The organism is Verrucosispora sp. WMMA2121 (assembly GCF_027460185.1).
Taxonomy (GTDB): Bacteria; Actinomycetota; Actinomycetes; order Mycobacteriales; family Micromonosporaceae; genus Micromonospora; species Micromonospora palythoicola.
The window spans coordinates 712,664-739,164 of sequence record NZ_JAPZBH010000006.1 but is presented as its reverse complement, the minus strand read 5'-3'; the positions used below and the strand labels follow the sequence as shown (position 1 = coordinate 739,164).

The window sequence follows — 26,501 nt, the reverse complement described above, 5'->3', positions numbered from 1 at the left end:
CTCAGGTCTGCTGTCCGGATCTCTACCCACTACGGACGCTCGTCACGCACCCCCGCCGGTCAGTGAAACAGCTTGAGTCCGATCACGCCGGCCACCACCAGCAGCAGACTGAGCAGGCGGGGCAGGTTGGCGGGTTCGCTGAGCGCCACCATGCCGACGACAGCGGTGCCGACCGCGCCGATGCCGACCCACACCGCGTAGCCGGTGCCGACCGGAATCTCCCGCAGCGCGTACGCCAGCCCGGCCATGCTCAGCACCAGCGTGATCACGAAGACCACCGAGGCGACGGGTCGGGTGAATCCGGCGGAGCGGTCCAGGGCGATGGCCCAGGCCGTTTCGAGTAGTCCGGAGAGCACCAGCACGAGCCAGGCCATCAGGTCACCTCTTCAGCAGTGGCCCGGCCGCCGGGGCCGGGACGAGTCGGTTTCGCCACCGGGGCGTCTTGGCCTGACCGGGTACGCCCACGACTCGTCCGGGGTGGCCACGCGGGCCGCCGAAATCGACCGTAGCACCGCCTCGACGGCGGTCCGGGTGAGACGGATCACCTCGGATGTACCTCAAGCCCGCTTCAAGCTGCACCATGGACGCGTGACCGTGCTCATCTCCGATCCGGAGGTCGCCGCCGCGCTGGACGCGGCGACCTCGGTCGACGCGATGCGTCAGGCCCTGCTCGCCGCGCACGACGGACGGCTCGTGGCCCCGCCCCGGGCCGCCGCGCCGCTGGGCGCCGGCCGGATGGTGCTCACCGCCGGCCACCTGGTGGGGCAGTGGTACGGGTACCGGGCGTACGACACGTTCGGGCACCCGGAGACCGAGCAGGTGGTGGTGCTGCACGACGGGCGGACCGGCGCGGTGCGGGCCGTGGCCGTGGGGGAGGAACTCGGCTCGCGGCGCACCGGCGCACTGGGCGGGGTGGCGGTGGACACCTTGGCCCGCGCGGACGCGGCCACCGTCGGCGTGATCGGCGCTGGTGGACAGGCGTGGACCCAGGTCTGGGCCACCGCCGCCGTGCGCCGTCTGGACGAGGTGACCGTGCACAGCCGCTCGGCCGCGCGTCGGGAGGCGTTCGCCGCCCGGGTGCGGGCCGAACTCGGCATCGCGGCCCGCGCGGTGGACACCGCCCGGGAGGCGGTACGCGACCGGGACGTCGTGGTGCTTGCCACCACCAGCCCGACTCCGGTGCTCAGCGCCGCCGACCTGCGCCCCGGAACGCACGTCAACGCGGTCGGCTTCAAGCAACTGGACCGCGCGGAGTTCGGCACCGACCTGCTCGACACCGCCACCGTGCTGGCCAGCGACTCGGTGGCGCAGGCGCGGTCGTACGCCCCGCCGATGCTCGCCGCGCTGCCGCCGTACGCCTCCCGGTTGCGCGACCTGGGCGCGGTGCTGGCCGGCACGGCACCCGGCCGCACCGGCGCGGACCAGATCTCGGTCTTCTGCTCGGTCGGTCTGGCCGGCACCGAGGTCTTCCTGCTCGACCGCGTGGTCCGGATCCTCGCCACGGCGGTCTGAGTCGCACCGGCGTCGACCGCCGTCGCCGGTGCGGGCACCGTCGCCCGGTACCCTCGGATGGTGTCTGCCACCTCCTCGCCTTCCCCCGACGGTCGCCGGGTCGCGCTGCTGACCCTGGGCTGTGCCCGCAACGAGGTCGACTCGGAGGAGCTGGCCGCCCGCCTGCACGCCGACGGCTGGCAGGTGACCACCGACGGCGAGGGTGCCGACGTGGTGGTCGTCAACACCTGCGGGTTCGTGGAGAAGGCCAAGCAGGATTCGATCCAGACGCTGCTGGCCGCCGCCGACACGGGGGCGAAGGTGGTGGCCGCCGGCTGCATGGCCGAGCGGTACGGCCGGGAGCTGGCCGACAGCCTTCCCGAGGCCCAGGCGGTGCTCAGCTTCGACGACTACCCCGACATCGCCGCCCGGCTGGACGCGGTGGTGGCCGGCCGGGAGGTCGCCGCGCACACGCCCCGCGACCGGCGCGAGCTGCTGCCGCTGACCCCGGTCGCCCGGCGCGACAGCGCGGTCTCCCTGCCGGGACACGGTCGCGGCACCGACGTCGACGAGCACACCCCGGCGCACCTGCGTACGGTGCTGCGTCGCCGGTTGGACAGCGGCCCGGTGGCCTCGCTCAAGCTGGCCAGTGGCTGCGACCGGCGCTGCGCGTTCTGCGCCATCCCCGCCTTCCGGGGCGCCTTCGTCTCCCGTACCCCCGACGAGCTGCTCGCCGAGGCCGAGTGGCTGGCCAAGAGCGGCGTCCGGGAACTCGTGCTGGTCAGTGAGAACTCGACCTCCTACGGCAAGGACCTGGGTGACCCGCGCGCGCTGGAGAAGCTGTTGCCGCAGCTCGCCGCCGTCGAGGGCATCGTCCGAGTCCGGGCCAGCTACTTCCAGCCGGCCGAGACCCGGCCCGGGCTGATCGAGGCGATCGCCGGCACACCGGGGGTGGCACCCTACTTCGACCTGTCGTTCCAGCACTCCAGCGAGCCGGTGCTGCGCCGGATGCGTCGTTTCGGCTCCACCGACCGGTTCCTGGAGCTGCTCGCCGCCGCCCGGCGACTCGCGCCGGAGGCCGGGGCACGCAGCAACTTCATCGTCGGGTTCCCCGGCGAGACCCGGGGCGACGTCGACGAACTGGTGCGGTTCCTCACCGAGGCCCGGCTCGACGCGATCGGCGTCTTCGACTACAGCGACGAGGACGGCACGGAGGCCGCCGGACTGTCGGGCAAGGTTTCCGCCGCCACCATCAAACGCCGGTACGACAGGCTCAGCGCGCTCGCCGACGAGCTGTGTTCGCAGCGGGCCGAGGACCGCCTCGGCTCGACGGTGGAGGTGCTCGTCGACTCGGTGGACGGTGGGGTCGTCGAGGGACGGGCGGCGCACCAGGCGCCGGAGGTGGACGGGTCGACCACCCTGGTCGCCCCGGACGGCGACGGCGTCGACCTGGCCGCGCTGCGCCCCGGCGACCTGGTCCGGGCCACGGTGACCGGTACCGAGGGCGTCGACCTGCTCGCCGTGCCGGATGAGATGATCTCCGCCGCGCCCGGCGCGGCGCGGTGACGGTGGGCTGGGACGAGGCGGAGGGGGCACGAGGTGCGGTGCCGGGTGCGCCACCCGAGCGGGGCGATTCGATGACCGGGGCGACGGAGTCGCCTCCGGTGCCGGTGGTGGCCCGGGTACCCGTGGTCAACGCCGCCAACGCCCTGACCGCGCTGCGGCTGGTGCTGGTACCGGTCTTCGCCGCCTCGGTGGTGGTGTCGGGCATGACCCACGCCGGATGGCAGGTCATCGCCTGCGTGATCTTCGCCGTGGCCTCGGTGACGGATCTGGTCGACGGGTGGATCGCCCGCAGGTTCGCGCTGGTCACCGCCGTGGGAAAGGTGGCCGACCCGATCGCCGACAAGGCGCTCACCGGTGCCGCCCTGCTGCTGCTGTCCTGGTACGACCGGCTGCCCTGGTGGGTGACTGCGGTCATCCTGGCCCGGGAGCTGGGCATCACCGTCCTGCGGTTCTGGGTGATCCGGCGCGGCGTGATCGCCGCCAGTCGGGGCGGAAAGATCAAGACCGCGCTTCAGGTGCTGGCCATCACCTGGTACCTGTGGCCGATGCCGGACGCTCTCACCCCGGTCGGGCCCTGGATCATGGGCGCGGCGGTCGTGGTCACCCTCGTCACCGGGCTGGACTACATCGCCCAGGCCGCCCGGCTGCGCCGCGCCAAGGGGTGAGCGGCGCAACGGCGTTGCGACGGGTAGACCGCGCCGGCGCCGGGAAGGATGCAGATCATGGGTGTACGCGAGGGTGAGGGTTCGATGGGCGCTGCGGCGGCCGGTGTGGTGCACCGGCTCGCCGATCGGCGGGAGACGTTCGCCACCGTCGAGTCGCTGACCGGAGGCCTGTTGGCCGCAACGGTCGTGGAGATCGCCGGGGCGAGCGCGGTCTACCGGGGTGGCCTGGTGGTCTACGCCACCGAGCTGAAGCAGCGGCTGGCCGACGTGCCGGCGGAGCTGCTGGCCGAACGCGGCCCGGTCGATCCCGACGTGGCGACGGCACTCGCCGAGGGCGGGCGGCGGCGCTGTGGCGCCGACTGGGGTCTGGCCACCACCGGGGTGGCCGGCCCGGAACCGCAGGACGGCAAGCCCGTCGGTCTGGTCTTCGTCGCGGTCGCCGGACCGGGCGGCACCGAGGTGCGGGAACTGCGTCTCGACGGTGGGCGCGACCAGGTCCGGGGAGCCGCCGTCACCGAGGCCCTGCGCCTGCTGGCTGACCGGATCGACGCCCCGTACCCGGCCTGACCGCGCCGCCGCCGATTCCCGCGGGACCACCGACCGCGGCTCCAGGTGCCGTCGGACCGGCCGGGCCGGACGCCCGCGCCGCCCCGGACCGACCGGGCGGTGAGCGGCGGCCGTGGGATGACCGGGCGGGGCGGGATGTCGCGGCGGCGCACAGCGGGTACGGTTGCGGGAAAGCTCCGACAGCCGGTGCTCCCGCAGGCCGGTCGGCCGGGCGAACTGTGTCCCTCAGGGGAGGTGCGATGGTCCTGCTACGCCGGGTGATCGGTGACGCACTACGGGCGCGCCGGCAGGGGCAGCACCGCACGCTGCGCGAGGTCTCCTCCGCAGCCAACGTGAGCCTGGGCTACCTCTCCGAGATCGAACGTGGCCAGAAGGAACCCTCGAGCGAACTGCTCGCGGCGATCTGCGACGCGCTGGGTGCCCGCCTCTCCGAGCTGCTGCGCGAGGTCAGCGACACGGTCGCGCTCGCCGAACAGATGCCGGGCGTGCTGGTGCCGGTGCAGGACGAGCCGACCGAGTCGACGCCGGTCGCCGCCGCGCCGGTGCACAAGGCCACCGGTCGGGGGGTACGTCAGGTCACCTCGGACGGTAACGTCGCCGTGTCGGTGCGCCAGGACTCCCCGCTCAAGGCCACGCTGCGCAGTGCCCGGGTCCGGCCCGCGGACCGCAGTGACCGGGACGTGGTCTGCGCCGCCTGAGCCTCGTGGCCGATGGTCGCGGTAGCTTGCGCCGCGTAGGGTTGATCGCGGACGTCCCCTTCCGCCGGTACGGATGCCGTGTTGGCGCCCGGCTGGGACGATGGAGCCACCATCGCCGGTAGCCGAGCCGGTTGCCCGGAGGTGGGGCAGGCGCAGCGACGTGACTGAGGGGATACCGCGGAGATGGCGAACCCGTTCGTCAAGGGGTGGAAGTACCTGATGGCGCTCTTCGGCGCCCGCATCGACGAGCACGCCGACCCGAAGGTGCAGCTCCAGCAGGCCATCGACGAGGCGCACCGGCAGCACCAGGCGCTCGTCCAGCAGGCCGCCGCGGTGATCGGCAACCAGCGGCAGCTGGAGATGAAACTGTCCCGGCAGATGTCCGACGTCGAGCGGTTGCAGGCCAACGCCCGCCAGGCGCTGGTTCTCGCCGACCAGGCTCGGGCCAAGGGTGACGAGGCGGAGGCCGGGCGGTACGAGCAGTCCGCACAGACCCTGGCCACCCAGCTGGTCAACGCCGAACAGTCCGCGGAGGACCTGAAGACCCTGCACGACCAGGCGCTGGCCGCCGCCGGGCAGGCCCGCCGGGCGGTGGAGAACAACTCCATGATCCTCCAGCAGAAGCTCGCCGAGCGCGCCAAGCTGCTCAGCCAGCTGGAGCAGGCCAAGATGCAGGAGAGCGTCGCCGCCTCGCTGGAGTCCATGTCGGCGCTCACCGCCCCCGGCAGCACGCCCACCCTCGACGAGGTACGCGAGCGCATCGAACGTCGGTACGCCAACGCCATGGGCCGCGCCGAGCTGGCCAGCAACTCGACCGAGGGCCGGATGCTGGAGATCCAGCAGGCGACGCTGGACTCGGCGGGCTCCGCCCGGCTGGACCAGATCCGGGCCAGCATGGCCGGTGAGCAGCTCGGCGCGGGCGCCGACCGCGGCACCGCCGAGGAGCAGCCGGCCAGCGCGGACCCGGGGGTGGCCCGGCTCGACGAGATCCGCGCCAGCATGAGCCGCGAACGCGGCACCGGCGACACCACGGCCGCCGGCTGAGCGCAGAATCGCCGGCTAAGTCGGAGGATCGAGGAGGCGACGGTGGCAGCGGACGAGCGTACCCGGTATTTCCGCCGGCTGAGCAGGCTGCGCGGCTCCGCCCGCCGGTGGAGCGTCCTGGCCGGCGGGCTCAGTGGTGCGGCGGCGGTGCTGACCCCGTACGCCGGGATCGGTCTGGCCGACGCGGCGTGGGCCGCCGCCGCGGGCGCGGCCACCGCACTGGCCACCTGGCGCTGGGTGGACCTGCGCGCCCTCGCCGCCCAACCCGCTCCACCACCGCTGGACCCGGCCCAGGCGGCCGCCCGTAACCGCGCCCGCCTGGTCGCCGCCGTGGAACGACTTCCCGCCGGTGCCGGCGTGCTGGCCGAGGTACGTCGGGTCCGCTCCCGCACCGCGCTGCGCGGCACCGCCGCCGCCCAGCCGTGGGAACGGCTCGACCGGGCCGCCGCGACCATGGCAGCCATGGCCGGCCGGCTGACCGGTCTCGCCGAACCGGCCGTCGCCGAAGCCTCCGCCGCCGAACAGTCCCTGCGCGAGCTGGCCAACCGGGTCGCCAGTGTGGAACGCGCGGCCCGTCTCGCCCCGGCCGATGCGAAGCCGCCGCTGGCCGAGGCGCACCGGGCGCTCACCGGCCAGTTGGAGACGGGCGTGACAGCGTACGAGCGGCTGGTCGCCGCCGCCGCCGGCTATCTCGCCGAGGAGTGCCGCCCCGAAACCGAACACCCCGCAGCCGCCCGCCTCACCGAAGCGACCGACCTGTTGCACGGCTTCGCCTCCGCCCTCTCCGAACTACGCGCCGTGGGCCGCCCCGCCCCGTCGCGCTGACCGCCCCCGTCCTACTCGGGGGTGGTGACCGGGATGGGGCCGGTGTACGGGGAGGCGCCGACCACGTTGAACGAGCGCACCCGGTAGTGGTAGGTCACGCCCCGGGCCAGGCCGGTGTTGGTGAAGCCGCGACCGGTCACGGTGAAGGTGGCCAGTTCCCGGGTGAACGCCGGGTCCAGGGCCCGTTCCACGGTGAAGCCCGCACCCTGTCCGGCGGGTGTGCTGGCCGACCAGCCGAGCACCACGGTCGCGGTGTCCGGGCCGGGAGCGGTGGTGGCCACGCTGACCGAGGTCGGCGTGCCGGGCGCGGGTGGAGTGGTCACCGCCGCCAAGGTGGACCAGGGTGAGGCGGCGCCCAGGTAGGTGGTGCGTACCCGGTAGTAGTAGGTGGTGTCGGGCGCGACCGCCGGGTCCAGGTGACTGTCGCCGACGCCTATCGCGGTGGTGCCGGGCCCACTGGTGAAGGTCGGGTTGGTGGCGCGTTGCACGTCGATGCCGGTGGCGAAGGAATTGTTGGCCCAGCGCAGCGCCACCCGCAGCGGTGCGGCCGGTGGAACGGTCCCGGTCAGCTTGGCCGGCGCGGTGAGCTGTACCGACGCGGGAACGCTGTTGGACCAGGTGGAGCAGCTGGCTGCGTTCTCGGCGCGGATCCGGTAGTGGTAGGTGACGCCCGGGGTGACGGTGGCGTCGGTGTACCGGGTCGCGGTGGCCGCGACGGTGATGCAGGTCAGCCCGTTGGTGAAGGTCGCGTCGGTGGCCCGGTGCAGCAGGTGGCTGGTGGCCGGGGGGCGGCTGCCGTTGCCGGTCCAGGCGAGGGTGATCGCTGGCAGCGCGGTGGCCGAGCCCGGGGCCGGCGCGGCGGTGAGCCCGGTCGGTGCCCGGGGCGAGACCCGGACCACGAGCGGGCGGCTCATGCCCAGATCGCGATGGCCGGCCGCCGCGCTGCCCCAGCGGTACTCCCAGCCGAGGTTCACCAGCTGGTTGACCACCGACGCGGGTCGCCCGTCGACGGGACTGACCGGGGTGGAGTCGAGCCGGGCGCCGGCCGGTCGGCTCGGATCGAGCAGCCGCACGCTGTCGCCGATCTTGAACGGTAGCGGCGGTGCCTCGGGTCGCAGCGCGAGCAGCACGTCCTCACCGGGATCGACGCGCACCACCTGCTTCCAGCCGAGTTCGCCGGGGTGCGGTGGCCGGATCCTGCCGTCGCGGCCGACCCGGCCGATCACCTGCACGTCCAGGCCGTCGAACCGCACCGGATGGCTCTGCCGTCCGCAGCCGCGTACCCGCCAGAGCTGACTGCCGTCGCCCGGTGTGCCGATCGCCAGGGCCGGGTCGCTGGCGTACACCACCTCGGTTGCCGGGTCGGTGGGACCGAGCGGCAGGGTCGCCGCGCCGCGCGGTCCGCCGTGCGGGTGGGCCACGCCGAGGCGGCCGGCGAGCCTGCCGTACTCGGGTTCGAAGACCTGGCACACGGACCGCACGGTCAGCGGCAGGCGCACCGGTGCCCCGCCGGGCGGGGTGAACTCGACGGTGCTGGCGTGGACCGGAATCCGGGTCGCCGTACTCGTGGTGCCGAAGCAGGGGTCGTACGCCGGTTGCGGCACGACCGGGGGACGCTGGCTGGCCGCGTACGCGGCGGGCAGGCGGTCCCGCAGCCGGTCGAGGTCGTACGGCGGGGCCGGAGTGCCCGTCACCCGCAGCTGCAACAGGGTACGGGTGTTCGGACCGTACCCGGGCACGGTCGGCGGCGCACCGCCCTCGGCGGTCCGGTCGGTGCCGCCGGTGTGGTGGTCGTAGCGGGGGTCGAAGCAGGGCAGCGGGACGGGGCAGTCGTTGTAGAGGATCAGGGTGGTGCCGGGGTCGACGGCGGCGAAGTCGACCAGCACGTCGGCCCGCTCGCCGGGGGCGAGCAGCAGCGCGTGGCCGTCGACGTTGAGCACGGTCGGGTCGCGTCGGTCGTGGCGGAAGCCGATCGGTCGGTTCGGCACGACCACGGGTGCCGGCAGCAGGCCGCCCTCGTTGCCGATCCGGATCATCTCCGGGCCGGCCGCCGTCGGGTCCGGCACGCCGCCGGGCCGCCCGTCGGTGGGCCAGCCCGCCGGCCGGCCCGGGGCGCGCACCGCGTCGACCATCGGCACCTCACCGGCGTCGGCGTCGGCGAGGCTTCCGTCCGGCGTCCACATCGGCGTGTCCGAGGCGGCCCGGTACAGCTGCAGATTGAGCCAGCGGTCGGTGCAGGCGTTGAGGATGCGCCACCGGTGGACCGTCGGCTGCACCTCCAGGTACGGGTACGCGACACCGTTCACCAGGACCGTGTCGCCGTAGCTGGCGGGCACCGCGCTCGGCTGCGGCACGCCCGGGCTCTCCGGCGGCTCATCCGGCGAGGTGACCGGGTCGTGATGCGGGTTGGGCACGCAGGCGGCGGAGGCGTCGGGGCCGGCGTGGGCGGTACGCGACCAGGGCCCGTAGTCCCACCGGCCGGTCGGGTTGATGCCGTCGCGCCGGTAGGGGTTCTGGCGGACCTGGTAGACGTGCGGGTGCCAGAGGGCGCCGCGGGAACCCCACCGGTCCCGATCCCAGGTCGGGTCCTGGGCGGCGAGCTGGGCGTCGTCCGGCACGAACGTCTTGTCCTCGAAGACCAGCGGCAACTGCTCGGACGGCAGCGTGCCGTCGGCGATCAACCGCTCCTGCGCGTCGTCGGTGAGCAGGTAGAGCGCGAGCTGGCCGGAGTAGACGGTCAGCCGGGAGAGCCCGACGGTGTTGTCGTGGAACCAGAGCAGCCGGCCGCTCTGGTCGTTCGGGTAGTAGCGGGTGGTCGCACCCTGCCCCGGATGGGGCATGTCCGGCACGTGGGCCAGGCCGGGACCGGTGGGATAGGGGGTGATCTCGCCCGCCGGAGTGATCCACTGCCCGGGGCCGCCGGCGCTGATCCAGCCGGTGAGCGCGCCGCAGAGATGCGGCACGGCCCGGTTCTGCGGGTAGGGTGCCGGCCCGTCGAGGGGCCCCGGGCCGGCACCGGGCACGGTCGGGTCGACCGGTAGGAAGAGGTCGCCGGTGGGCAGTTGGTTGATGAACTTGACGCGTACCGGCCGGCCGCGTCGGGCGAGCACGACCGGACCGAGGTGCCAGGGCCGCCGTGGCGGGGCGACGGTGTTGTGCCCGTCCGCGTTGGTACCCAGATTCAGCTGGCGGTAGCCGCGCAGCCGGGTCGCCGGCAGGTCCCGGTGCAACCGTTGGGTGTATTCCTGGAGCCCGATCTCGTAGTAGTCGCAACCGGGATAGGTGATCGTGTCGGGCACGGCGACCGGCAGGTGGGCACCGTGCGGGGTACGTCCCAGTGGGCCGAGGCCGGGCAGCGGGTCGACGAACTTGCGCAACCCGCTGCCGGGCACCGGCTGCCCGTCCTCGTCGAGCGTGGGCAGCGGGCTGTAGGCGTGGTTGGGCACGGCGCCGAAGTAGCGGGGGGCCGCCGCCGGGTCCAGGCTCGCCGGCCCGGGCCGGGACGGGGCCGTTCCCGGATGCGGCTGGCCGGGCACCGGTGGTGTCCGCGTCGCCGCGCCCGTGTCGTCGGGACTTGCGGTGCCGGCGGTCCCCGCCGTCGGGACCTCACGGTCGGCCCCGGGGTGCGTGCCGTTCTCCGTGTCCGGGGCGGTCCGGGTGCCGGGCACGGCGCTCGGCGTGCCGGGCTGGTCGGTGCGGGCGGCGCGGTCCAGCCAGGTCGACCGGAGTCTGCGGAACACGGCCATGGCTCTCCCGGTGATCGAGGCGCGCCGGCCGTCACCCCGACGTGGCGGCCGGGCCCGCGTGCTGACGTTCCGTGAGCCCTCAACCGCAGCATGCGACGTGTGGTGGCCGGTTAGGAAGTCCCCATTCGTGCCAAACTGCCGAGCTGCCGGCGTGTCGTTGTCGCCACTCCGCGCCGCTGGCGCGGCCGGCCGTCCACCGGCTCCGACCTGCCCAGACCGCCGCGTGGAAGATGCGTGGTGCCGGCTCGGGCCGGCGCGTGGAAGATGCGTGGTGCCGGCTCAGGCCGGCGCGCCGGGCTGGCAGGTGGGACACCAGTAGGTGACCCGGTCGCCCAGCTCCTCCTTGCGGATGGCGGTGCCGCAGCGTCGGCACGGCTGCGCCCGGCGGCCGTACACGTAGCTGGTCCGGCCGCGCCCCAGCGCCCCGGTGGTGCTCTGCGTCCAGCGGCCCCGGTTCGCGGCCAGCAACTTCTGCGCCAGGGTCACCAGACCGGTGAGGTCGGGCACGTCCCGCACGGGGGTACGCGGGTGCACCCCGCGCAGGAACAGCACCTCACACTTGTAGAGGTTGCCGACGCCGGCCAGGATGCGTTGGTCGAGCAGGGCCACACCGACCGGCGTGTCCGGGTGGCTGGCGAGCCGACGGGCGGCCTCGGTGGGGTCCCAGTCGGCGCCGAGCAGGTCGGGGCCGAGGTGGCCGACGAGGCGGTCCTCGTCGGCGGTGGGCACCAGGGCCACCTCGTGCAGGTGATAGCCGACGGCGGTGGCGGCCGGGGCACGCAGCACCACCCGGATCAGGTGCGCCGGCCGGGCGGTCCACCGCTCCCCGGGCGGGTAGGCCCGCCAGGTGCCGTCCATCCGCAGGTGCGAGTGCAGCGTCCAGCGCGACTCACCGGTGCCGGCCGGGGCGTCCAGCCGGAGCAGCAGGTGTTTTCCCCGGCTCGCGCTGTCGCGTACCGACCATCCGGCGAGGTCGGTCGTGGCCAGCGAGGGCACCCGAAAGTCGCTGCCGGTCAGCCGGGCGCCGACCAGCGCGCGTTCCAGGACGCGGGCGGTGTTCCAGACGGTGTCACCTTCGGGCACGGCACCATTCTCCCTCACCCGAGCGCAATTCACATGTATCGCTATTTGTATGACGCTTCTGTTCGATCTACGGATATAGGCACTATCGGGGAGTTCTGAGGAGAATGCCGATGAATCATCCCCGCAACGCCGTCCTGGCCACGCTCCTGGCCACTGCCCTCGCCCTCGCCCTCCATCCCCACGCCGCCTCCTCGGCCGGCCGGGCCGACCGGTGGACCGCCGAGCTGTCGGTCGTCGACGCCGACGACGTCAACGTGCGACACACCCGTGCCGGCCTGCGACTGGCCGACGCCCGGCCACCCGGCGTGCCCGCCCGACGCAGCGCCGTCGCCGAGGGCATGCTGGTGGCCGTACCGCGTACCCTCAGTCGCCCGGCCACCCGGGTCCGTGCCCAGGTCACCATCGTCGACCGGGCCGGCGCCACCGCGACCGTGCAGGTCCGCGGCTGGCGGGCCGCCGGCTGGACCGAATGGCGCGACGCGGCGCCCGCGGCCGTCTTCGACCGGCCGGTCCGCCGGGTGCAGGCTCGGGTGGTGTTGACCGGCAGCCCCTCCGGTGCCAGCACCGAGGTCCGTGCCGTCCGGCTCACCGCCGACACCGTCGCCGCCACCACCGCGGCCACCCCCGGTCTGACCTACCGGGTGTACGCGACCCGGGTCGGACTGGTGGGCGAGTTGACCGCGAACGGGCACACGGTTCGCGCCCGGGACCATTTCGTCGCGTTGCCGTCGCGTCGGGGGCTGTCTCCACGCAACACCGGCGACTACACCGTCCGGGTCTGCACCGTCACCGGCAGCCGGTGCGAATACGCCCCGGTCTGGGACGTCGGTCCGTGGAACACCCGCGACGACTACTGGAATCTCAGCGCGGTGCGGGAGAACTGGAAGGCACTGCCGCAGGGCCGGCCGCAGGCGCAGGCCGCGTACCAGGACGGCTACAACGGCGGGCGGGACCAGTTCGGTCGGGTGGTGCTCAACCCGGCCGGCATCGACCTCGCCGACGGGACGTTCTGGGACGGGTTGCAACTGTCCACGAACGCCTGGGTCGACGTGGGGTACCTGTGGACCGGCACCGGCCCGCGAGGGGTGGTCGGTGACGGGCCGTTGACCGTGCGCTCCGGCCCGAGCACCGGCTACCAGTCCCGTGGCCTGGCCGCCCAGTACGCGAACGTGCCGATCCAGTGCTACGTGACCGGACAGACGATCGTCGGCCCGTACCGCACCACCAACCGGTGGAACCGCCTGGCCAGCGGGCAGTTCGTCAGCCACGCGTACATCTCGACGGTCTGGGGTGGGTCGGTGCCGGTCTGCTGAGACCGGCACCCCGAGCCGGGTCGGCGTCCTCCCAGGCCGGCCCGGCTCGCCGCGTCAGCGGGTGCCCGGCCGATTCAGGGCATCTCCTCCGGCCTCGGTGTCCGCACCAGTTCCTGGTACCGGGGATGGCAGGCACCGTAGACGGCGAAGTTCAGGCGGGCGTGCGACAGGCTCAGGTCCCCGTTCGCCCCGCCGCGTACGACGTCCGCGTCGGCGTCGCCCTGACCGTCGTCTGTCCAGAAACAGACCGGGCAGGTGCCACCGCCGGTCCGGTACGCGCAGCAGGGACAAGCGGCGGGAACCCAGCGATCATCCACCTTGACAGCTTTCCACAGTAGACACTTCATCCGTGTTGTCCGGGAGCGTCCCCCACGACGCCGTAACCCCGGACCCGCAGCAGCGTACCCGGATCCACCGCGAGTAGTTCGGCGGCGTGTCCACCGTTGACGGAGAGTGCGACCCGGCCGGTCGAGTCGACGTGCGCCACCAGGGCACCGACCGGGGCGTCTCCGAAGGTACGCCCGTGCACCGCTTCCCGCTCCCACCCGCCGACGCCCGCCGGGGCGTCCTCGTCCGCGCCGGGTGCGGTCGGCTCGGTCGCCGGGCACACCCGGACCCGCGCCGGCAGGGGGTCGAGCAGCTCGGCAGGGGCGGCCAACTGGACGTTTCCGAAGTGGTCCACCGTCAGCACCTCGGCGACGAACCCGTCCGGTACCCGGCGGACCAGCGGTTCGGGCAGCCGTACCAGCGTCGCCGGATCGACCGCCGGGCCGGCGTCGGTCAGCGGGGCACCGAGAGCCAGGCGGGCCGCGACCGGGGCGAAGACGTCCCGTCCGTGGAAGGTGGCCGACACCCGGGGGGCCAGCCAGCGCGGGTTGGTCAGCTCCACCGCCCCGGTCACCCCGCCGAGCGCCGCGGCGGCGTCCAGCAGCAGGCCATTGTCCGGGCCGACCAGCAGACCCTCAGGCGTGCCGAGGGCGACACCCCGCCGGCTCGTACCGACCCCGGGGTCGACCACCGCCACGTGCACCCCGGGCGGCAGGTGCGGCACGGTCTGGGCCAGCACCGCCGCGCCCCGACGGACGTCACCCGGCGGCACCAGGTGGGTCACGTCGATGACCCGCAGCGCGGGCGCGAGGCGGGCGATCACCCCGTGGCAGGCCGCCACGAAGCCGTCGGCGAGGCCGTAGTCGGTGGTCAGCGAGACGACCTCGGCCGGTGGCCGGGGCTCGCGGGCGGCGCTGCTGGTCACGGCACCGGATCGTACGCCCGTATCCGCCGTCCCGGCGGAGGGTGCCGGCGCGGGACCGCCGCTTCCGCCGCCAATCCCCGGTAGCGGCGTACCCGCGCCGCCGCTGCCGCACCACGTCGGTCTGTCGGAGTCGAGAGGTGGGCGCTCCGATGCCGGAAAGCCGACACCGTGGCTGACCGACCGGCCACTGCCGGCGGCGGTCCCGGTTGGACAGACTGCGTGGGTGAGTCACCGGATGCTGCCCACCGTCGTCGTGCTCGTGACCACCGTGGCGCTGGCCGCCTGCGGTGCCGACCAGGACGCGCCGCCGGCCGCCGGACCGGCCCCGACCCTCAGCGGCCCGTCGGCGGCTCCGGCCGCACCGGGGGCCGCGACCGCGCCGACCGCGGCTGCCAGCCCGGCGCCCCCGGGTGACACCGCCCCGAGCGGTGTCGCGCCGCCGCCGCCATCGCGACCGGGTACGGCCGCGCCGAAGGCCGACGCCACCACCGAGCGGCGACCACCGAGCCCGCCGCCGGTGGAGCTACCGCCCCGCCAGGCCGGCGAACCGACCGGCCGGGAGGTCGTGGCGGCGTTCCGGGCGGCCGGGCTCAAGGCGGCCAACGTCCGGGACCGCTCCGTCGACTGTGGACCGGACGGGTTGGGTCTGGGCTGCTCGGAACTGGTCGTGACCGACCACGTGGCCGTCTACGTCTTCCCCGACGAGAGCAGCGCCGGTGACCTGGCCGAGCGGTGGAGCGGAGCCGCCTACCGCAGCGGCACCGTGGTGCTCAACTACCTCGAGGCGCCAACGCCGCCCGCCGACCGTCCCCGCTACGAGAAGGTCCTCGACAAGCTTCGCTGACCCCTCCACCCTGCTCTTTTCTCTTCCTGCCCCGCCTGACGCACCGTGACGAGGTGGTCAGGGGCGGAGGCGGAGGCCGCGGGGGGTGGTGCGGAAGCCGGCGGCGGTCAGGGCGTCGCGCAGCGGCGACGAGCCGACGGACTCGCCGTCGGCGCGTTCCACCGAGATCGGGCCCAGCGCGCCGGAGTGGACGGCGTCGGCGAGCGCCTTGCCGGCGGCGGCCAGCACGTCGACGTCGTCGGTGAAGGAGAGCAGCGTCCGCCCACCCCGCTCCACGTAGAGCGCCAACCCACCCTCGACCAGCACGACCAGCGCCCCGGCCTTGCGACCCGCCCGGTGCCCGCTGGTCGGTGGCGATGCCGCGTCACCGGAGTCGACGGCCCGCTCCGGCCAGGGCAGTGCCGCGCCGTACGGGTTCGCCGGGTCGGTGGCGGCCAGCACCACCGTGGCCCCGCCGCGAGGCCGGCCGCCGTCGAGTGGGTCGGCACCGGCGCGGATCCGGTCCACCGCGCCGGGCACCGCGAACTGCGCCGCGCCCAGCCCGTCGACGAAGTATCCCCGCCGGGCCGCGCCGCGCTCCTCCAGCGCGGCGAGCACCGGGTAGACCGCCGCGAAGCCGCCCGCCACCTGCTCGGCCACCACCGCGCCCCGGGTCAGCACACCGTGCCGCTCCAACAGGACGTCGGCGAGGGCGGCGGCGCGGCGGGTCGGGTCGGTGTCCCGCGCCGGCAGCCGGGACCAGCGTCCGGCCACCGTCGGCGGGCCACCGCGACTCGGCAGCGCCACCCGTCCCGGTCGGCGGTAACGGCTGCGGGCGGCGGTCGGGCGGGCGCGGTGCGCGCCACCGGCGCCGAGGACCGCCCGCAGCGGAGCAAGGGTGTCGTTGCTGAGGTGGCCGGCCCAGACCAGGTCCCAGATGACGGCGGTCAGCTCGGCGTCGTCGGTGGCGCCGACCCGGTCGGCCAGCGGCCGGAAGAACAGGGCCTGCCCGGCGTCGAGCGCGTCCAGCACCGCGTCGTGCAGGGGCGTACGCGCGAGGGTCTCGTCCGGTGGCGGCAGCAGCAGCGCGGCCGAGTCGGCGTACGCCAGGCTGACCCAGCCGTCCCCACCGGAGATCGCCCCCGCGCCGGCCCACAGCACCTCGCCACTGGCGCACAGCTCGTCGAGCTGGGCGGGGGAGTAGTCGGCGACCCGGGCCGGCAGCACCAGCCGTTCCAAGGCCGACGCGGGCACCGAGGCACCCTGCAACTGCTCGACCGTCGCGGCCACCGCCTCGACCCCGCGCGCCGAGGAGCCGACCTGCTGCCAGCGGGGTAGGAAGGTCGCCAGGGCCTGCGGTGGTACCGGCTCGATCTCGCGGCGGAGCGCGGCGAGGGAACGGCGGCGCAGCAGGCGCAGCACCTCGGCGTCGCACCACTGGGTGCCGGCCGTGTCCGGGGTGAACTCGCCGGAGACCACCCGGCCGGGGGCGGCCAGCCGGCGCAGCGCCTGCTCGACCACGAAGACCCCGAGCCCGAACCGGGCCGCGCAGCTCGCGGCCGTGAACGGGGCGTGGGTGCGGGCGTACCGGGCCACCAGGTCGCCGAGCGGGTCGGCAACCGGTTCGAGGTACGCCTCGGCGACACCGACCGGCAGGGCCACGCCGAGAGCGTCCCGCAGCCGGCCGGCATCCTCGACGCCGACCCAGCGTTCCTGCCCGGCGATGCGGACCCGCAGCACCCGTCGGGCGGCGGCCAGGTCGGTGAGCCACGCCTCGGGCACTCCGCGTTCGGCCAACTCGGCGGTGCTCAGCTCGCCGAGCTGCCGGAGCAGTTCGATCACGTCCTCGGCATCGCGGGCCCGGCGTTGCGGGGTCAGCCAGCGTAGTTGCCGCTCGGTCTCGGCGAGCACCGCCGGGTCGAGCAGCTCGCGCAGGTCGACCCGGCCCAGCAACTCACCGAGCAGGGCCGAATCCAGGGTGAGGGCAGCGGCCCGGCGTTCGGCCAGCGGCGCGTCGCCCTCGTAGAGGAAGGCACCGACGTAGCCGAACAGCAGCGAGCGGGCGAACGGGGACGGCCGGGCGCTCTCCACCTCGACCAGGCGCACCCGGCGGCCGGCCAGGTCACGCATCACCTCGGTCAGGGCGGGCAGGTCGAAGACATCCTGCAGGCACTCCCGCGCCGCCTCCAGGGTGACCGGGAAGTCGGCGTACTCGCGGGCCACGTCGAGCAGTTGGGCGGCGCGTTGCCGTTGCTGCCAGAGCGGCTGGCGGCGGCGCGGATCGCGGCGGGGCAGCAGCAGCGACCGGGCGGCGCACTCCCGGAACCGCGCGGCGAACAGCGTCGAGGTGCCCACCGACTCCTCCACCAACTGCGCGATCTCCTCCGGGTCGAAGGCCACCACGTCGGCGCCGGGCGGGGTGTCGGCGGTGTCCGGCAGCCGGACCACGATCCCGTCGTCGGCGGGCATCACCTGCGCGTCGACCCCGTAGCGCTCGGCGAGCCGGCGGCCGATGGCCAACGCCCACGGTGCGTTGACCCGGGCGCCCAGGACGCTGTGCACGGCCAGTCGCCAGTCACCCAGCTCGTCGCGGAAGCGTTCGACGACCACCGTCCGGTCGTCCGGCAGGGCCCGGGTCGCCGCCCGCTGCTCGTGCAGGTAGGTCAGCAGGTTCCCGGCGGCCCAGTCGTCCAACCCGGTGGCCCGCAGCGCGGCCGTGGCCTGCTCGGTGTCCTGCCGGAGCAGGGCCCGTACCCGGGCGCCGATCGCCCGGCCCAGTTCCACCGGCCGGCCCGGCTGGTCGCCCTTCCAGAACGGCATCTTCGCCGCCTGCCCAGGTGCCGGGGAGACCAGCACGCGGTCGGGCGTGATCTCCTCGATCCGCCAGGAGGAGGAACCGAGCAGGAAGATGTCTCCGACCCGGGACTCGTAGACCATCTCCTCGTCCAGCTCGCCGACCCGGGCGGCCCGTTCCGCGCCGGCCAGGAAGACGCCGAACAGCCCCCGGTCGGGGATGGTGCCACCGCTGGTCACCGCGAGCCGTTGGGCGCCGGGACGGCCGGTCAGCACGTCGGTGGCGCGATCCCACACCAGGCGGGGGCGAAGCTCGGCGAAGGCGGTGGACGGGTAACGGCCGGAGAGCATGTCCAGTACGGCGTGCAGCGCGGAGTCGGGCAGCTCGGCGAAGGGCGCGGCCCGACGGACGACGGTCGCCAGGTCGCCGACCCGCCACTCGTCGAGCGCGACCATCGCGACGATCTGCTGGGCGAGCACGTCCAGCGGGTTGCGGGGATGGCGCAGCTCCTCGATGGCCGCCTCGCCCATCCGCTCCGCGACCACCGCGCAGGAGAGCAGGTCGCCGCGGTGCTTGGGCAGGACCACCCCGCGCGACACCGCGCCGACCTGGTGCCCGGCCCGGCCGACCCGTTGCAGGCCGGCGGCCACGCTCGGCGGTGCCTCGATCTGCACGACCAGGTCGACCGCGCCCATGTCGATGCCGAGTTCGAGACTGGAGGTGGCCACCACCGCGGGCAACCGGCCCGCCTTCAGCGCCTCCTCGATCTGCCGGCGCTCCTCCCGGGAGACGCTGCCGTGGTGCGCCCGGGCGATCACCGGCGGGGCACCGGACACCGCGCCGGCCTGGGCCATCATCTCGGCAGGTGTCCGAGCCGCCGGGCCGGTCGCGGGTGACGTCGCCGTAACAGTCCCGTCGGCGGCCAACTCGTTGAGCCGGGCGCAGAGACGTTCGGCGCTGCGTCGGGAGTTGGTGAAGACGATCGTCGAACGGTGCGCCCTGATCAGGGCGAAGACCCGCTCCTCCACGGCCGGCCAGATGGATGCCGTGCGTGGACCGGCGAGATCGTCCTCCGGCGGCGGCTGCTCGTCGAGGCGGGTCATGTCCTCCACCGGCACCTGGACGCTGACCTCGATCGTCTTGGCGGTCGCCGGGGCCACCACCTCGACCGGGCGGGCGCCGCCGAGGAAACGGGCGCACTCGTCCAGCGGCCGGACGGTGGCGGAGAGCCCGATGCGCTGTGCCGGGGCGGGCAGCAACTGGTCGAGCCGCTCCAGGGAGAGCGCCAGGTGGGCGCCGCGTTTGGTGCCGGCGACCGCGTGCACCTCGTCGACGATCACGGTCTCGACACCCCGCAGCGAGTCCCGCGCGGCCGAGGTGAGCAGCAGGAACAGCGACTCCGGCGTGGTGATGAGGATGTCCGGCGGGGTGCGGGCGAAGGCCCGCCGCTCGTCGGCGGGGGTGTCGCCGGTGCGCATCCCGACGGTGATCTCCGGCGGGGGCAGGGCGAGCCGGGTGGCGGCCTGCCGGATGCCGGTGAGCGGGGCGCGCAGGTTGCGTTCGACGTCGACCGCGAGCGCCTTGAGCGGGCTGACGTAGAGCACCCGGCAGCGTCGCCGAGGATCGGCCGGCGCGGTCTCGCGGGAGAGCCGGTCGAGGGACCACAGGAACGCCGCGAGGGTCTTGCCGGAACCGGTGGGCGCCACGACCAAGGCGTGTCGGCCGGCGGCGACCGCGTTCCAGGCGCCGGCCTGCGCCGCCGTAGGTGCGGCGAACGCCGCATCGAACCACTCCCGGGTCGCCGGCCCGAACCGGGAGAGCACCCCCTCGCCGGAGGCCGTGCTGGTGTCCGCCACGCACCCATCCTGCCCCCGGGCACCGACATTCATCCGCCGCGAGTCGGGGCGGCTATGTCGTGTTAAGGCGTTTAAGGCTACTTGCACCGAGAATCCGTTAAGTCTTACTTAACTGCTTGCTCTGGCGAGGCAACATAAAGTAACTTCACCCGGGTCGTGGTGAGCGGTGGAGGGGGCGGGATGGCCGTCGAGGAGCGGAGGTCGGGCCCCGGCACCGACATCCTGATCCGCAAGGTCGACAGCCATGTCACGGCCCTGCGTGCCGGGCTGCACGGCGCGGATCTCGAGTTGGCCGAGCGGCTCGCCAGTTGCCTGCGCGAACTCGTCGTGTCCACCGCGCAGGCCAGCGCGGCCGACCGCGCCCAGGTGCGGGCCGCCGTGCACTACTTCGTCCTGCGTCGGGAAAGCCGTGGGAGGTTGCTGTCCGTGCGGTCCCTGGCCGCCGCGCAGCGACTGGTCAACAAGGCCGCGGCCCAACTTGGTCGGGCGGACCTGGTGGTCGAGGGGCGTCCGGTGCGTGGCGGCGGAAGCGCCACGACGGATGTTGCCGCGCACAGCTGATTCGGTCTTTCCCCGCCTTCAGCCGCATTGACGGCGAAAGTGTTTTTATCTCGGAAAAAGCATCCATAGCGCGCTGATCTGTCGTCTGATCGCTGCTAGACCCCCAACCCCCATGGGGCGTCGCGGCCACCTCGACCGGGAGCGCGCGTGCTCGTACTGCTGATCCTGCACCTCGTGGCGGCCGTCGTGGCGCCGCCGCTGGTTCGCCGGTGGGGTCCGCGCGCCTGTTACCTGCTGGCGTCGGTGCCGGCGGCCGCCTTCGGCTGGGCACTGGTACGCACACCCGACGTGACGCGTGGCGGTGCGGTCGTCGAGACCTACCCGTGGATTTCGGAACTGGGGTTGGATCTCGCGCTGCGGATGACCACCCTGTCCTGGCTGATGACCCTGCTGGTGGGCGGGGTGGGCGCGTTGGTGCTCGGCTACAGCGCCCGGTACTTCCCGCCCGACGCGCTCGGCAACTCACGGTTCGCCGGGGTGCTCGTCGCCTTCGCCGGGGCGATGCTCGGGCTGGTCCTCGCCGACAACCTGCTGCTGCTCTACGTCTGCTGGGAACTCACCACCGTCTTCTCGTACCTGCTGATCGGCCACAGCACCGAACGGCGGTCGAGCCGTTGGGCCGCGGCCCAGGCGCTGACCGTGACCACCCTCGGTGGCCTGGCCATGCTTGTCGGGTTCCTCATGCTCGGTCACCACGCCGGCACCTACCGCTGGTCCGAGCTGGCCCAGCAACCGCTGCCCGGTGGGGCGTACCTGGTCGTCGCGGTACTGCTGATCCTGCTCGGTGCGCTGTCGAAGTCGGCGGTGCTGCCGTTCACCTCGTGGCTGCCGGTGGCGATGGCCGCACCGACACCGGTCAGCGCGTACCTGCACGCGGCGGCGATGGTGAAGGCCGGCGTCTACCTGCTCGGCCTGCTCACCCCGGTGCTCGCCGTGATCGGTCCGTGGCGTCCGGTGGTGCTGGTCGCCGGCCTGGCCACCATGCTGGTGGGTGGCTGGGCGGCACTGCGGCAGACCGACCTGAAGCTGCTGCTCGCCCACGGCACGGTCAGCCAGCTCGGACTGCTGACGGTGGTCGTCGGGGTGGGCACCGCGGACGCCGCGCTCGCCGGTGTCGCCATGCTGCTCGCCCACGCGTTGTTCAAGGCGGCGCTGTTCCTCGTGGTCGGCGTGATCGACCATGGCGCCGGGACCCGTGACCTGCGCGAGTTGTCCGGGCTGCGGCGCACCGCACCGGTGCTGACCGGGGTGGCCGTGCTCGCGGCCGCCTCGATGGCCGGGCTGCCACCGCTGTTCGGCTTCGTCGCCAAGGAGGCCGTGTTCGCCGCCTTCGCCGACCGGCCGCTGGTGCTGGCGGTGCTCGTCGTCGGCACCGTGCTCACCGTCGCGTACAGCATCAGGTTCATCTGGGGCGCGTTCGCCGACCGTCCCGGCGCCGACGCCACCGACCTGGGCCGGATCGCGCCGTCGCTGCTGGCCCCACCGGCCCTGCTGGCCGTCGTCGGGCTCGTCGCGGGCCCCGCCGCGGGAGCGCTGGACCAGCTGCTCCGCCCGTATCCCGAACTCTTCGGCGCCGTCGGGAAACACCTGGCGCTGTGGCACGGGCTCACCCCGGCGCTCGGCCTGTCCGCGCTGGCGCTGGTGGGTGGCACCGCGCTGTTCGCGCTGCGCGGCCCGCTGGCCCCGGTGCTGGCCCGGCTGCGCTGGCCGGTCACCGGCCAACAGGGGTACGAGTGGATCACCCACCGCTTCGACCGGGTCGCGTTGGACGTCACCAGCGTCACCCAGCGGGGATCGCTGCCGCAGTATCTCGGCCTCATCCTGATCGTGCTGGCCGCGGTGCCGGGCGGGACGGTGCTCCTCATCGAGCCCTGGGAACAGCCACTGGAGCTGTGGGCCACTCCCGCGCAGCCGGTGGTGCTGCTGGTGGTCTGCGTCGCCGCCCTGCTCGCCGTGGGTGCCCGTCGACGGTTGACCGCGATGCTGCTGGTCGGCATGACCGGTTACGGCACCGCGATGCTGTTCGTGCTCTACGGCGCGCCCGACCTGGCGCTCACCCAGTTTCTCGTGGAGACGATGACCATCGCGATCTTCGTGCTGGTGCTGCGTCGACTGCCCGAACGGTTCTCGACCCGGCCGCTGCGGCGCAGTCGCTGGATCCGGCGGACGATCGGCGTGATCGTCGGTACGACCGTTGCCGCGCTGGCCGTCGGTGCCGCGGCGGCCCGGCAGGCCCGGTCCATCTCCGAGGAGTTCCCGCACCTGGCGGTCGAGGAGGGGCACGGACGCAACGTGGTCAACGTGACCCTGGTGGACATCCGCGCCTGGGACACGCTGGGGGAGATGGCGGTACTGGTGGCGGCGGCCACCGGAGTGGCGAGTCTGATCTTCCACCGGTCCCGTACCGGCCCCCGTCCCCGGCGTCGGGAGGTCGCCGAGGACGAGGCGCCCGCAGGTCGGGCGGTCTGGCTGCGTGGCGGGGCGACGCTGCACGAACGGCAACGGTCGATCGTGCTGGAGGTGGTCACCCGACTGATCTCGCACACCGCGGTCCTGTTCTCGCTCTACCTGCTCTTCTCCGGGCACAACGCGCCCGGCGGTGGCTTCGCCGGAGGGCTGGTGGCCAGCCTCGCGCTGACCATGCGGTACCTCGCCGGTGGCCGGTACGAGTTGGTCGAGGCGGCGCCGATCGGTGCCGGCACCGTGCTCGGTGCCGGCCTGCTGCTCTCGATCGGCAGTGGCGTGGTCTCCCTGATCGCCGACGGCACCGTGCTGGAGAGCACCACGGTCGACCTCTGGCTGCCCCTGGTCGGTCACTTCTACCTGGTCACGTCCCTCTTCTTCGACATCGGCGTCTACCTGGTGGTGATCGGTCTGGCGCTGGACGTGCTGCGCAGCCTCGGCGCCGAGGTGGACCGGCACATCGAGGCGGCCGGCGGGGCCGGGGGCGGGCTCGCCGGCCAGCGAGGGGAGGCACGGTGAGGGCCGCCGGAGCGAACCTCGTCTCCTTCATCACGATCGGGGTACTCGTCGGCTGTGGCGTGACCCTGCTGCTGGAACGCAGCCTGAGCCGGGTCCTGCTCGGCGTCATCCTGATCGGCAACGGCGTCAACCTGTTGATCGTCTTCGGCGGCCGGTCCGGCGAGGCGCCGGTGGTCGGCGTCAGTGACGAGGCGGCGATGAGCGACGCGCTGCCCCAGGCCATGGTGCTCACCGCCATCGTGATCACCTTCGGCTTCACCGCCTTCCTGCTGGCAATCAGCTACCGCAGCTGGTACCTCAGCGGCGACGACGAGGTGCCCGACGACATAGAGGACCGGCAGATCGTCCGCCGGAGAGCCCAACGGGAGGTTTCCGCCGCCGATCTCACCGGCGAGCCGCCGACCGCCGATCCGCAGCAGGTCGACGCACCCGCCCCACCGCGCGAGGAGGGCCCGGGATGAGCCGGTACGCGTCGACCGGACCGGACCGGAGGCGGCGATGAACACGCTCGTCCCGCTGCCGGTGGTGCTGCCCGTGCTGGGTGCCGCGCTGACCCTGCTGCTGGCGGGCCGGCCGTGGACCCAGCGGACGGTGAGCGTGGGTTGCCTGAGCACCAGCCTGGTGGTGGCGGTCGTCCTGCTGGTCCAGGCGTACCGGCAGGGCCCGCTGGTGGTACAGCTCGGCGGCTGGCCGGCGCCGGTGGGCATCGTGCTGGTGGCCGACCAACTGGCCGCGCTGATGCTCGTGGTCTCCTCGGCGGTGACCCTCTGCGTGCTGCTGTACTCGATCGGGCAGGGCCAGGCGGAGGTCGGGGAGCGGTCGCCGGTGGCGATCTTCCACCCCACCTACCTCGTGCTGACCGCCGGGGTGTGCAACGCGTTCCTCGCCGGTGACCTGTTCAACCTCTTCGTCGGCTTCGAGATGCTGCTCGCCGCGAGCTTCGTCCTGATCACCCTCAACGGCACCGGGCCACGCATCCGGACCGGCTCCACCTACGTCGTGGTAAACGTCCTGGCATCGATGATCTTCCTGATCTCGGTGGGCCTGGTCTACGCGGCCACCGGCACGCTCAACCTGGCACAGCTCACCGCGCGGCTGGACGCGCTACCGGGCGGCGTACGGCTGAGCCTGCAACTGATGCTGCTGGTGGCCTTCGGCATCAAGGCGGCGGTCTTCCCGTTGTCGGCCTGGCTTCCCGACAGCTATCCCACGGCACCGGCCCCGGTCACCGCGGTCTTCGCCGGCCTGCTCACCAAGGTGGGCGTGTACGCGATCATCCGGACCCAGACCCTGCTCTTCCCGGACCAGCGGGCCGGGGAACTGCTGATGGTGGCGGCCGGCCTGACCATGCTCGTCGGCATCCTCGGCGCGGTGGCCCAGTCGGACATCAAGCGACTGCTGTCGTTCACGCTCGTCAGTCACATCGGTTACATGATCTTCGGAGTGGGGTTGAGCACGGTCGCCGGACTGGTCGGCGCCATCTTCTACGTGGTCCACCACATCACCATCCAGACCACCCTGTTCCTGATCTCCGGACTGGTCGAGCAGCGGGCCGGCAGCACCGACCTGCGCCGCCTCGGCGGGCTGGCTCGACTGGCGCCCCTGGTGGGCGTGCTCTTCTTCGTCTCGGCGATGAACCTGGCGGGTATCCCGCCGTTCTCCGGCTTCCTGGGCAAGCTCGGCCTGCTCCAGGCCGGCGTCGCCGTGGGCGGTCCGCTGCCCTGGACACTGGTGGCCGTCGGTGCCGTGACCAGCCTGCTCACCCTCTACGTGGCGAGCCGGGTGTGGAACATCGCCTTCTGGCGCTCGCCCTGCGAAACGGTCGCGCCGACCGCTCCGTTGCCCGCGCTGATGGTCGGCGCCACGGTCGCCCTGGTGGTGCTCGGCGTGTCGTTGACCTTCCTGGCCGGACCGTTGTTCGACTTCACCGGGCGGGCGGCGGCGGATCTGATCGAGCGCACCCCGTACGTGCGTGCCGTGCTGCCTGGCGGGACGTCATGACCACGCCGGCGGCTCCGGACCGGCGGACCCGGGTCGGCCGGTGGCGTGACCAACTGATCGCCTACGGCTGGCTGGTGCTCGCCTGGAACCTGTTCTGGGGGGAGTTCACCTGGGGCAACCTGCTCGGTGGGCTGCTGACCGCCGGCGTGGTGCTGCTGTTCTTTCCGCTGCCGCCGGTGACCTTCCACGGCCGGCTCCGGCCGCGGGGTCTGCTGGCCTTCGGCGGCCGGTTCGTCGTCGAGCTGGTCCGGGCCAGCGCCCACGTCGCCCGGATCGCGGTGCAACCGGGCTACACGCCCCATTCGGCGATCATCGGCGTGCGGCTGCGGGTGCCCACCGACCTCAACCTGGCCCTCACCGCCGAGGTGCTCTCCCTGGTGCCCGGCACCTTGATCATCGAGGTGGACCGGGACGCCGGAATCCTCTACGTGCACGTGCTCGACGTACGCGGCCCCGCCGCCCTCGACGCCAGCCGTGACCAGGTCCGCGCCGTGGAAGGGCGGATCGTCGCGGCGATCGGCTCGACCGCCGAACTACGCCGGACGCGTACCCGAGAAGTGGACAAGGAGTTCCCGTGACGATCTTCCTCGCCGTCGTGCTCACCAGCCTGCTGTCGGTGACCGCGCTGCTCGCCCTCGTCCGCCTCTACCGGGGTCCGACGCTGCTGGACCGGGTCGTCGCCGCCGACATGCTGCTCGCCACCATGGTCGGCGCCGTCGGCGCGGAGGCGGCGGTCAACCGGCACGCCACCACCCTGCCGGTGCTGGTGGTGCTCGCCCTGCTCGGCTTCGTCGGATCCGTCTCGCTGGTCCGCTTCGCCGTCCGGGACCGGTCGTGACACCGGGCGCCGTCGCGGACTGGCTGGCCGCGGTCAGCCTCGTCACCGGTGCGCTGTTGAGCCTGGCCGCCGCCATCGGGGTGCTGCGCTTCCCGGACACGCTGAGTCGCATGCACGCGGCCACCAAGCCGCAGGTGCTCGGTGTGCTGCTCCTGCTGCTGGGGGTGGGTCTGCGGCTGCGCAGCCCGGCCGACCTCGGCATGATCGTTCTCGTCGGGCTCTTCCAACTGGCCACCGCCCCGGTCGCCGCCCAGATGATCGGTCGGGCCGCGTACCGGGCCGGGCGGGTGGACCGGGACCTGCTCGACGTCGACGAACTCGCCGACCACTGAGCCGTCCCGCCCTGCGGACACAATGAGTAAGCACACCCGCCCGGCCCGGGCCACGCCGCCGGTA

Annotated in this window: 22 protein-coding genes and 1 riboswitch; of the genes, 16 read left to right on the top strand and 6 right to left on the bottom strand. The window is 73.6% G+C overall.

The annotated features are described in order from the left end of the window. Window positions 1–59: 59 nt before the first annotated feature. Window positions 60–374: a DMT family transporter gene (locus O7605_RS12305; RefSeq protein ID WP_269739312.1), complete on the bottom strand. Its 315-nt coding sequence runs from the start codon at window positions 372–374 to the stop codon at window positions 60–62. A gap of 57 nt (window positions 375–431) precedes the next feature. Next, a riboswitch (guanidine-III (ykkC-III) riboswitch) is annotated at window positions 432–497 on the bottom strand. Window positions 498–588: 91 nt separating this feature from the next. Between O7605_RS12305 and O7605_RS12300 the strand changes: the two genes are divergently transcribed. From O7605_RS12300 to pspM, 7 genes are all read left to right on the top strand, one after another. Then, entirely contained in the window at window positions 589–1,512 is a 924-nt protein-coding gene (locus O7605_RS12300; protein ID WP_269739311.1) for an ornithine cyclodeaminase family protein, read from the top strand. Between the two features lie 57 nt (window positions 1,513–1,569). Beyond that, window positions 1,570–3,057, top strand: a complete 1,488-nt coding sequence (rimO, locus tag O7605_RS12295; protein WP_269739310.1) for a 30S ribosomal protein S12 methylthiotransferase RimO — start codon at window positions 1,570–1,572, stop codon at window positions 3,055–3,057. Window positions 3,058–3,128: 71 nt separating this feature from the next. Beyond that, window positions 3,129–3,722, top strand: a complete 594-nt coding sequence (gene pgsA / locus O7605_RS12290) for a CDP-diacylglycerol--glycerol-3-phosphate 3-phosphatidyltransferase (RefSeq protein ID WP_269739309.1) — start codon at window positions 3,129–3,131, stop codon at window positions 3,720–3,722. 57 nt (window positions 3,723–3,779) lie between these two features. Further along, on the top strand, window positions 3,780–4,289 hold the full coding sequence (locus O7605_RS12285) for a CinA family protein (protein WP_269739308.1): 510 nt from the start codon (window positions 3,780–3,782) through the stop codon (window positions 4,287–4,289). 239 nt (window positions 4,290–4,528) lie between these two features. After that, complete coding sequence (locus tag O7605_RS12280) at window positions 4,529–4,987, top strand: helix-turn-helix domain-containing protein (RefSeq protein ID WP_269739307.1); 459 nt, start codon at window positions 4,529–4,531, stop codon at window positions 4,985–4,987. Window positions 4,988–5,170: 183 nt separating this feature from the next. Further along, on the top strand, window positions 5,171–6,031 hold the full coding sequence (locus O7605_RS12275) for a PspA/IM30 family protein (protein ID WP_164445636.1): 861 nt from the start codon (window positions 5,171–5,173) through the stop codon (window positions 6,029–6,031). 42 nt (window positions 6,032–6,073) lie between these two features. After that, on the top strand, window positions 6,074–6,856 hold the full coding sequence (pspM, locus tag O7605_RS12270; RefSeq protein ID WP_269739306.1) for a phage shock envelope stress response protein PspM: 783 nt from the start codon (window positions 6,074–6,076) through the stop codon (window positions 6,854–6,856). Window positions 6,857–6,867: 11 nt separating this feature from the next. On the opposite strand, the gene O7605_RS12265 is transcribed toward pspM, so the two are convergent. Next, window positions 6,868–10,602 (bottom strand): hypothetical protein, encoded by a 3,735-nt coding sequence (locus tag O7605_RS12265; protein ID WP_269739305.1) that lies wholly within the window; start codon window positions 10,600–10,602, stop codon window positions 6,868–6,870. Window positions 10,603–10,881: 279 nt separating this feature from the next. Continuing rightward, window positions 10,882–11,685, bottom strand: coding sequence for a DNA-formamidopyrimidine glycosylase family protein (locus O7605_RS12260; RefSeq protein ID WP_269739304.1), 804 nt, complete (start codon window positions 11,683–11,685; stop codon window positions 10,882–10,884). 110 nt (window positions 11,686–11,795) lie between these two features. Here O7605_RS12260 and O7605_RS12255 point away from each other — a divergent pair, with 110 nt between their 5' ends. Then, entirely contained in the window at window positions 11,796–12,998 is a 1,203-nt protein-coding gene (locus O7605_RS12255; protein WP_269739303.1) for a hypothetical protein, read from the top strand. A 74-nt stretch (window positions 12,999–13,072) separates the two neighbouring features. Here O7605_RS12255 and O7605_RS12250 read toward each other — a convergent pair whose 3' ends face one another. Both O7605_RS12250 and O7605_RS12245 read right to left on the bottom strand, forming a co-directional pair. Continuing rightward, entirely contained in the window at window positions 13,073–13,315 is a 243-nt protein-coding gene (locus O7605_RS12250) for a CPCC family cysteine-rich protein (protein ID WP_164445633.1), read from the bottom strand. A 26-nt stretch (window positions 13,316–13,341) separates the two neighbouring features. Continuing rightward, the gene (locus O7605_RS12245) at window positions 13,342–14,250 is read right to left on the bottom strand and encodes an SAM hydrolase/SAM-dependent halogenase family protein (RefSeq protein ID WP_269739302.1); all 909 of its coding nucleotides are present in this window, start codon (window positions 14,248–14,250) and stop codon (window positions 13,342–13,344) included. A gap of 223 nt (window positions 14,251–14,473) precedes the next feature. Here O7605_RS12245 and O7605_RS12240 point away from each other — a divergent pair, with 223 nt between their 5' ends. Then, a complete protein-coding gene (locus tag O7605_RS12240) occupies window positions 14,474–15,094 on the top strand; it encodes a hypothetical protein (protein WP_269739301.1) in 621 nt (206 codons plus the stop codon). 57 nt (window positions 15,095–15,151) lie between these two features. Here the strand turns inward: O7605_RS12240 and O7605_RS12235 are convergent, their stop codons facing one another. Further along, window positions 15,152–19,756 carry an ATP-dependent helicase gene (locus O7605_RS12235; RefSeq protein WP_269739300.1) on the bottom strand — a complete coding sequence of 1,535 codons (4,605 nt, stop codon included), beginning with the start codon at window positions 19,754–19,756 and terminating at the stop codon, window positions 15,152–15,154. 147 nt (window positions 19,757–19,903) lie between these two features. Here O7605_RS12235 and O7605_RS12230 point away from each other — a divergent pair, with 147 nt between their 5' ends. The 7 genes from O7605_RS12230 to mnhG all read left to right on the top strand — a co-directional run bounded on the left by O7605_RS12230 (window position 19,904) and on the right by mnhG (window position 26,437). Then, the gene (locus O7605_RS12230) at window positions 19,904–20,284 is read left to right on the top strand and encodes a hypothetical protein (protein ID WP_269739299.1); all 381 of its coding nucleotides are present in this window, start codon (window positions 19,904–19,906) and stop codon (window positions 20,282–20,284) included. A gap of 147 nt (window positions 20,285–20,431) precedes the next feature. Beyond that, window positions 20,432–23,266, top strand: coding sequence for a Na+/H+ antiporter subunit A (locus O7605_RS12225; RefSeq protein WP_269739298.1), 2,835 nt, complete (start codon window positions 20,432–20,434; stop codon window positions 23,264–23,266). After that, window positions 23,263–23,727 (top strand): Na(+)/H(+) antiporter subunit C, encoded by a 465-nt coding sequence (locus O7605_RS12220; protein ID WP_269739297.1) that lies wholly within the window; start codon window positions 23,263–23,265, stop codon window positions 23,725–23,727. Before O7605_RS12225 ends, O7605_RS12220 begins: the two co-directional genes overlap by 4 nt. A gap of 37 nt (window positions 23,728–23,764) precedes the next feature. Beyond that, complete coding sequence (locus tag O7605_RS12215) at window positions 23,765–25,267, top strand: Na+/H+ antiporter subunit D (protein ID WP_269739296.1); 1,503 nt, start codon at window positions 23,765–23,767, stop codon at window positions 25,265–25,267. Then, complete coding sequence (locus tag O7605_RS12210; protein ID WP_269739295.1) at window positions 25,264–25,845, top strand: Na+/H+ antiporter subunit E; 582 nt, start codon at window positions 25,264–25,266, stop codon at window positions 25,843–25,845. Before O7605_RS12215 ends, O7605_RS12210 begins: the two co-directional genes overlap by 4 nt. Beyond that, a complete protein-coding gene (locus O7605_RS12205) occupies window positions 25,842–26,105 on the top strand; it encodes a monovalent cation/H+ antiporter complex subunit F (RefSeq protein WP_269739294.1) in 264 nt (87 codons plus the stop codon). The genes O7605_RS12210 and O7605_RS12205 overlap by 4 nt, the downstream gene beginning before the upstream one ends. Continuing rightward, a complete protein-coding gene (gene mnhG, locus O7605_RS12200) occupies window positions 26,102–26,437 on the top strand; it encodes a monovalent cation/H(+) antiporter subunit G (protein WP_269739293.1) in 336 nt (111 codons plus the stop codon). The genes O7605_RS12205 and mnhG overlap by 4 nt, the downstream gene beginning before the upstream one ends. Window positions 26,438–26,501: the final 64 nt, after the last annotated feature.

Coding starts and splice junctions, on each gene's coding strand:
- O7605_RS12305 (WP_269739312.1), bottom strand. CDS start 374: ATGGCCTGGCTCGTGCTGGTGCTCTCCGGACTACTCGAAACGGCCTGG.
- rimO (WP_269739310.1), top strand. CDS start 1,570: ATGGTGTCTGCCACCTCCTCGCCTTCCCCCGACGGTCGCCGGGTCGCG.
- pgsA (WP_269739309.1), top strand. CDS start 3,129: ATGACCGGGGCGACGGAGTCGCCTCCGGTGCCGGTGGTGGCCCGGGTA.
- O7605_RS12285 (WP_269739308.1), top strand. CDS start 3,780: ATGGGTGTACGCGAGGGTGAGGGTTCGATGGGCGCTGCGGCGGCCGGT.
- O7605_RS12280 (WP_269739307.1), top strand. CDS start 4,529: ATGGTCCTGCTACGCCGGGTGATCGGTGACGCACTACGGGCGCGCCGG.
- O7605_RS12275 (WP_164445636.1), top strand. CDS start 5,171: ATGGCGAACCCGTTCGTCAAGGGGTGGAAGTACCTGATGGCGCTCTTC.
- O7605_RS12265 (WP_269739305.1), bottom strand. CDS start 10,602: ATGGCCGTGTTCCGCAGACTCCGGTCGACCTGGCTGGACCGCGCCGCC.
- O7605_RS12255 (WP_269739303.1), top strand. CDS start 11,796: ATGAATCATCCCCGCAACGCCGTCCTGGCCACGCTCCTGGCCACTGCC.
- O7605_RS12235 (WP_269739300.1), bottom strand. CDS start 19,756: ATGAATGTCGGTGCCCGGGGGCAGGATGGGTGCGTGGCGGACACCAGC.
- O7605_RS12230 (WP_269739299.1), top strand. CDS start 19,904: ATGGCCGTCGAGGAGCGGAGGTCGGGCCCCGGCACCGACATCCTGATC.
- O7605_RS12215 (WP_269739296.1), top strand. CDS start 23,765: ATGAACACGCTCGTCCCGCTGCCGGTGGTGCTGCCCGTGCTGGGTGCC.
- O7605_RS12210 (WP_269739295.1), top strand. CDS start 25,264: ATGACCACGCCGGCGGCTCCGGACCGGCGGACCCGGGTCGGCCGGTGG.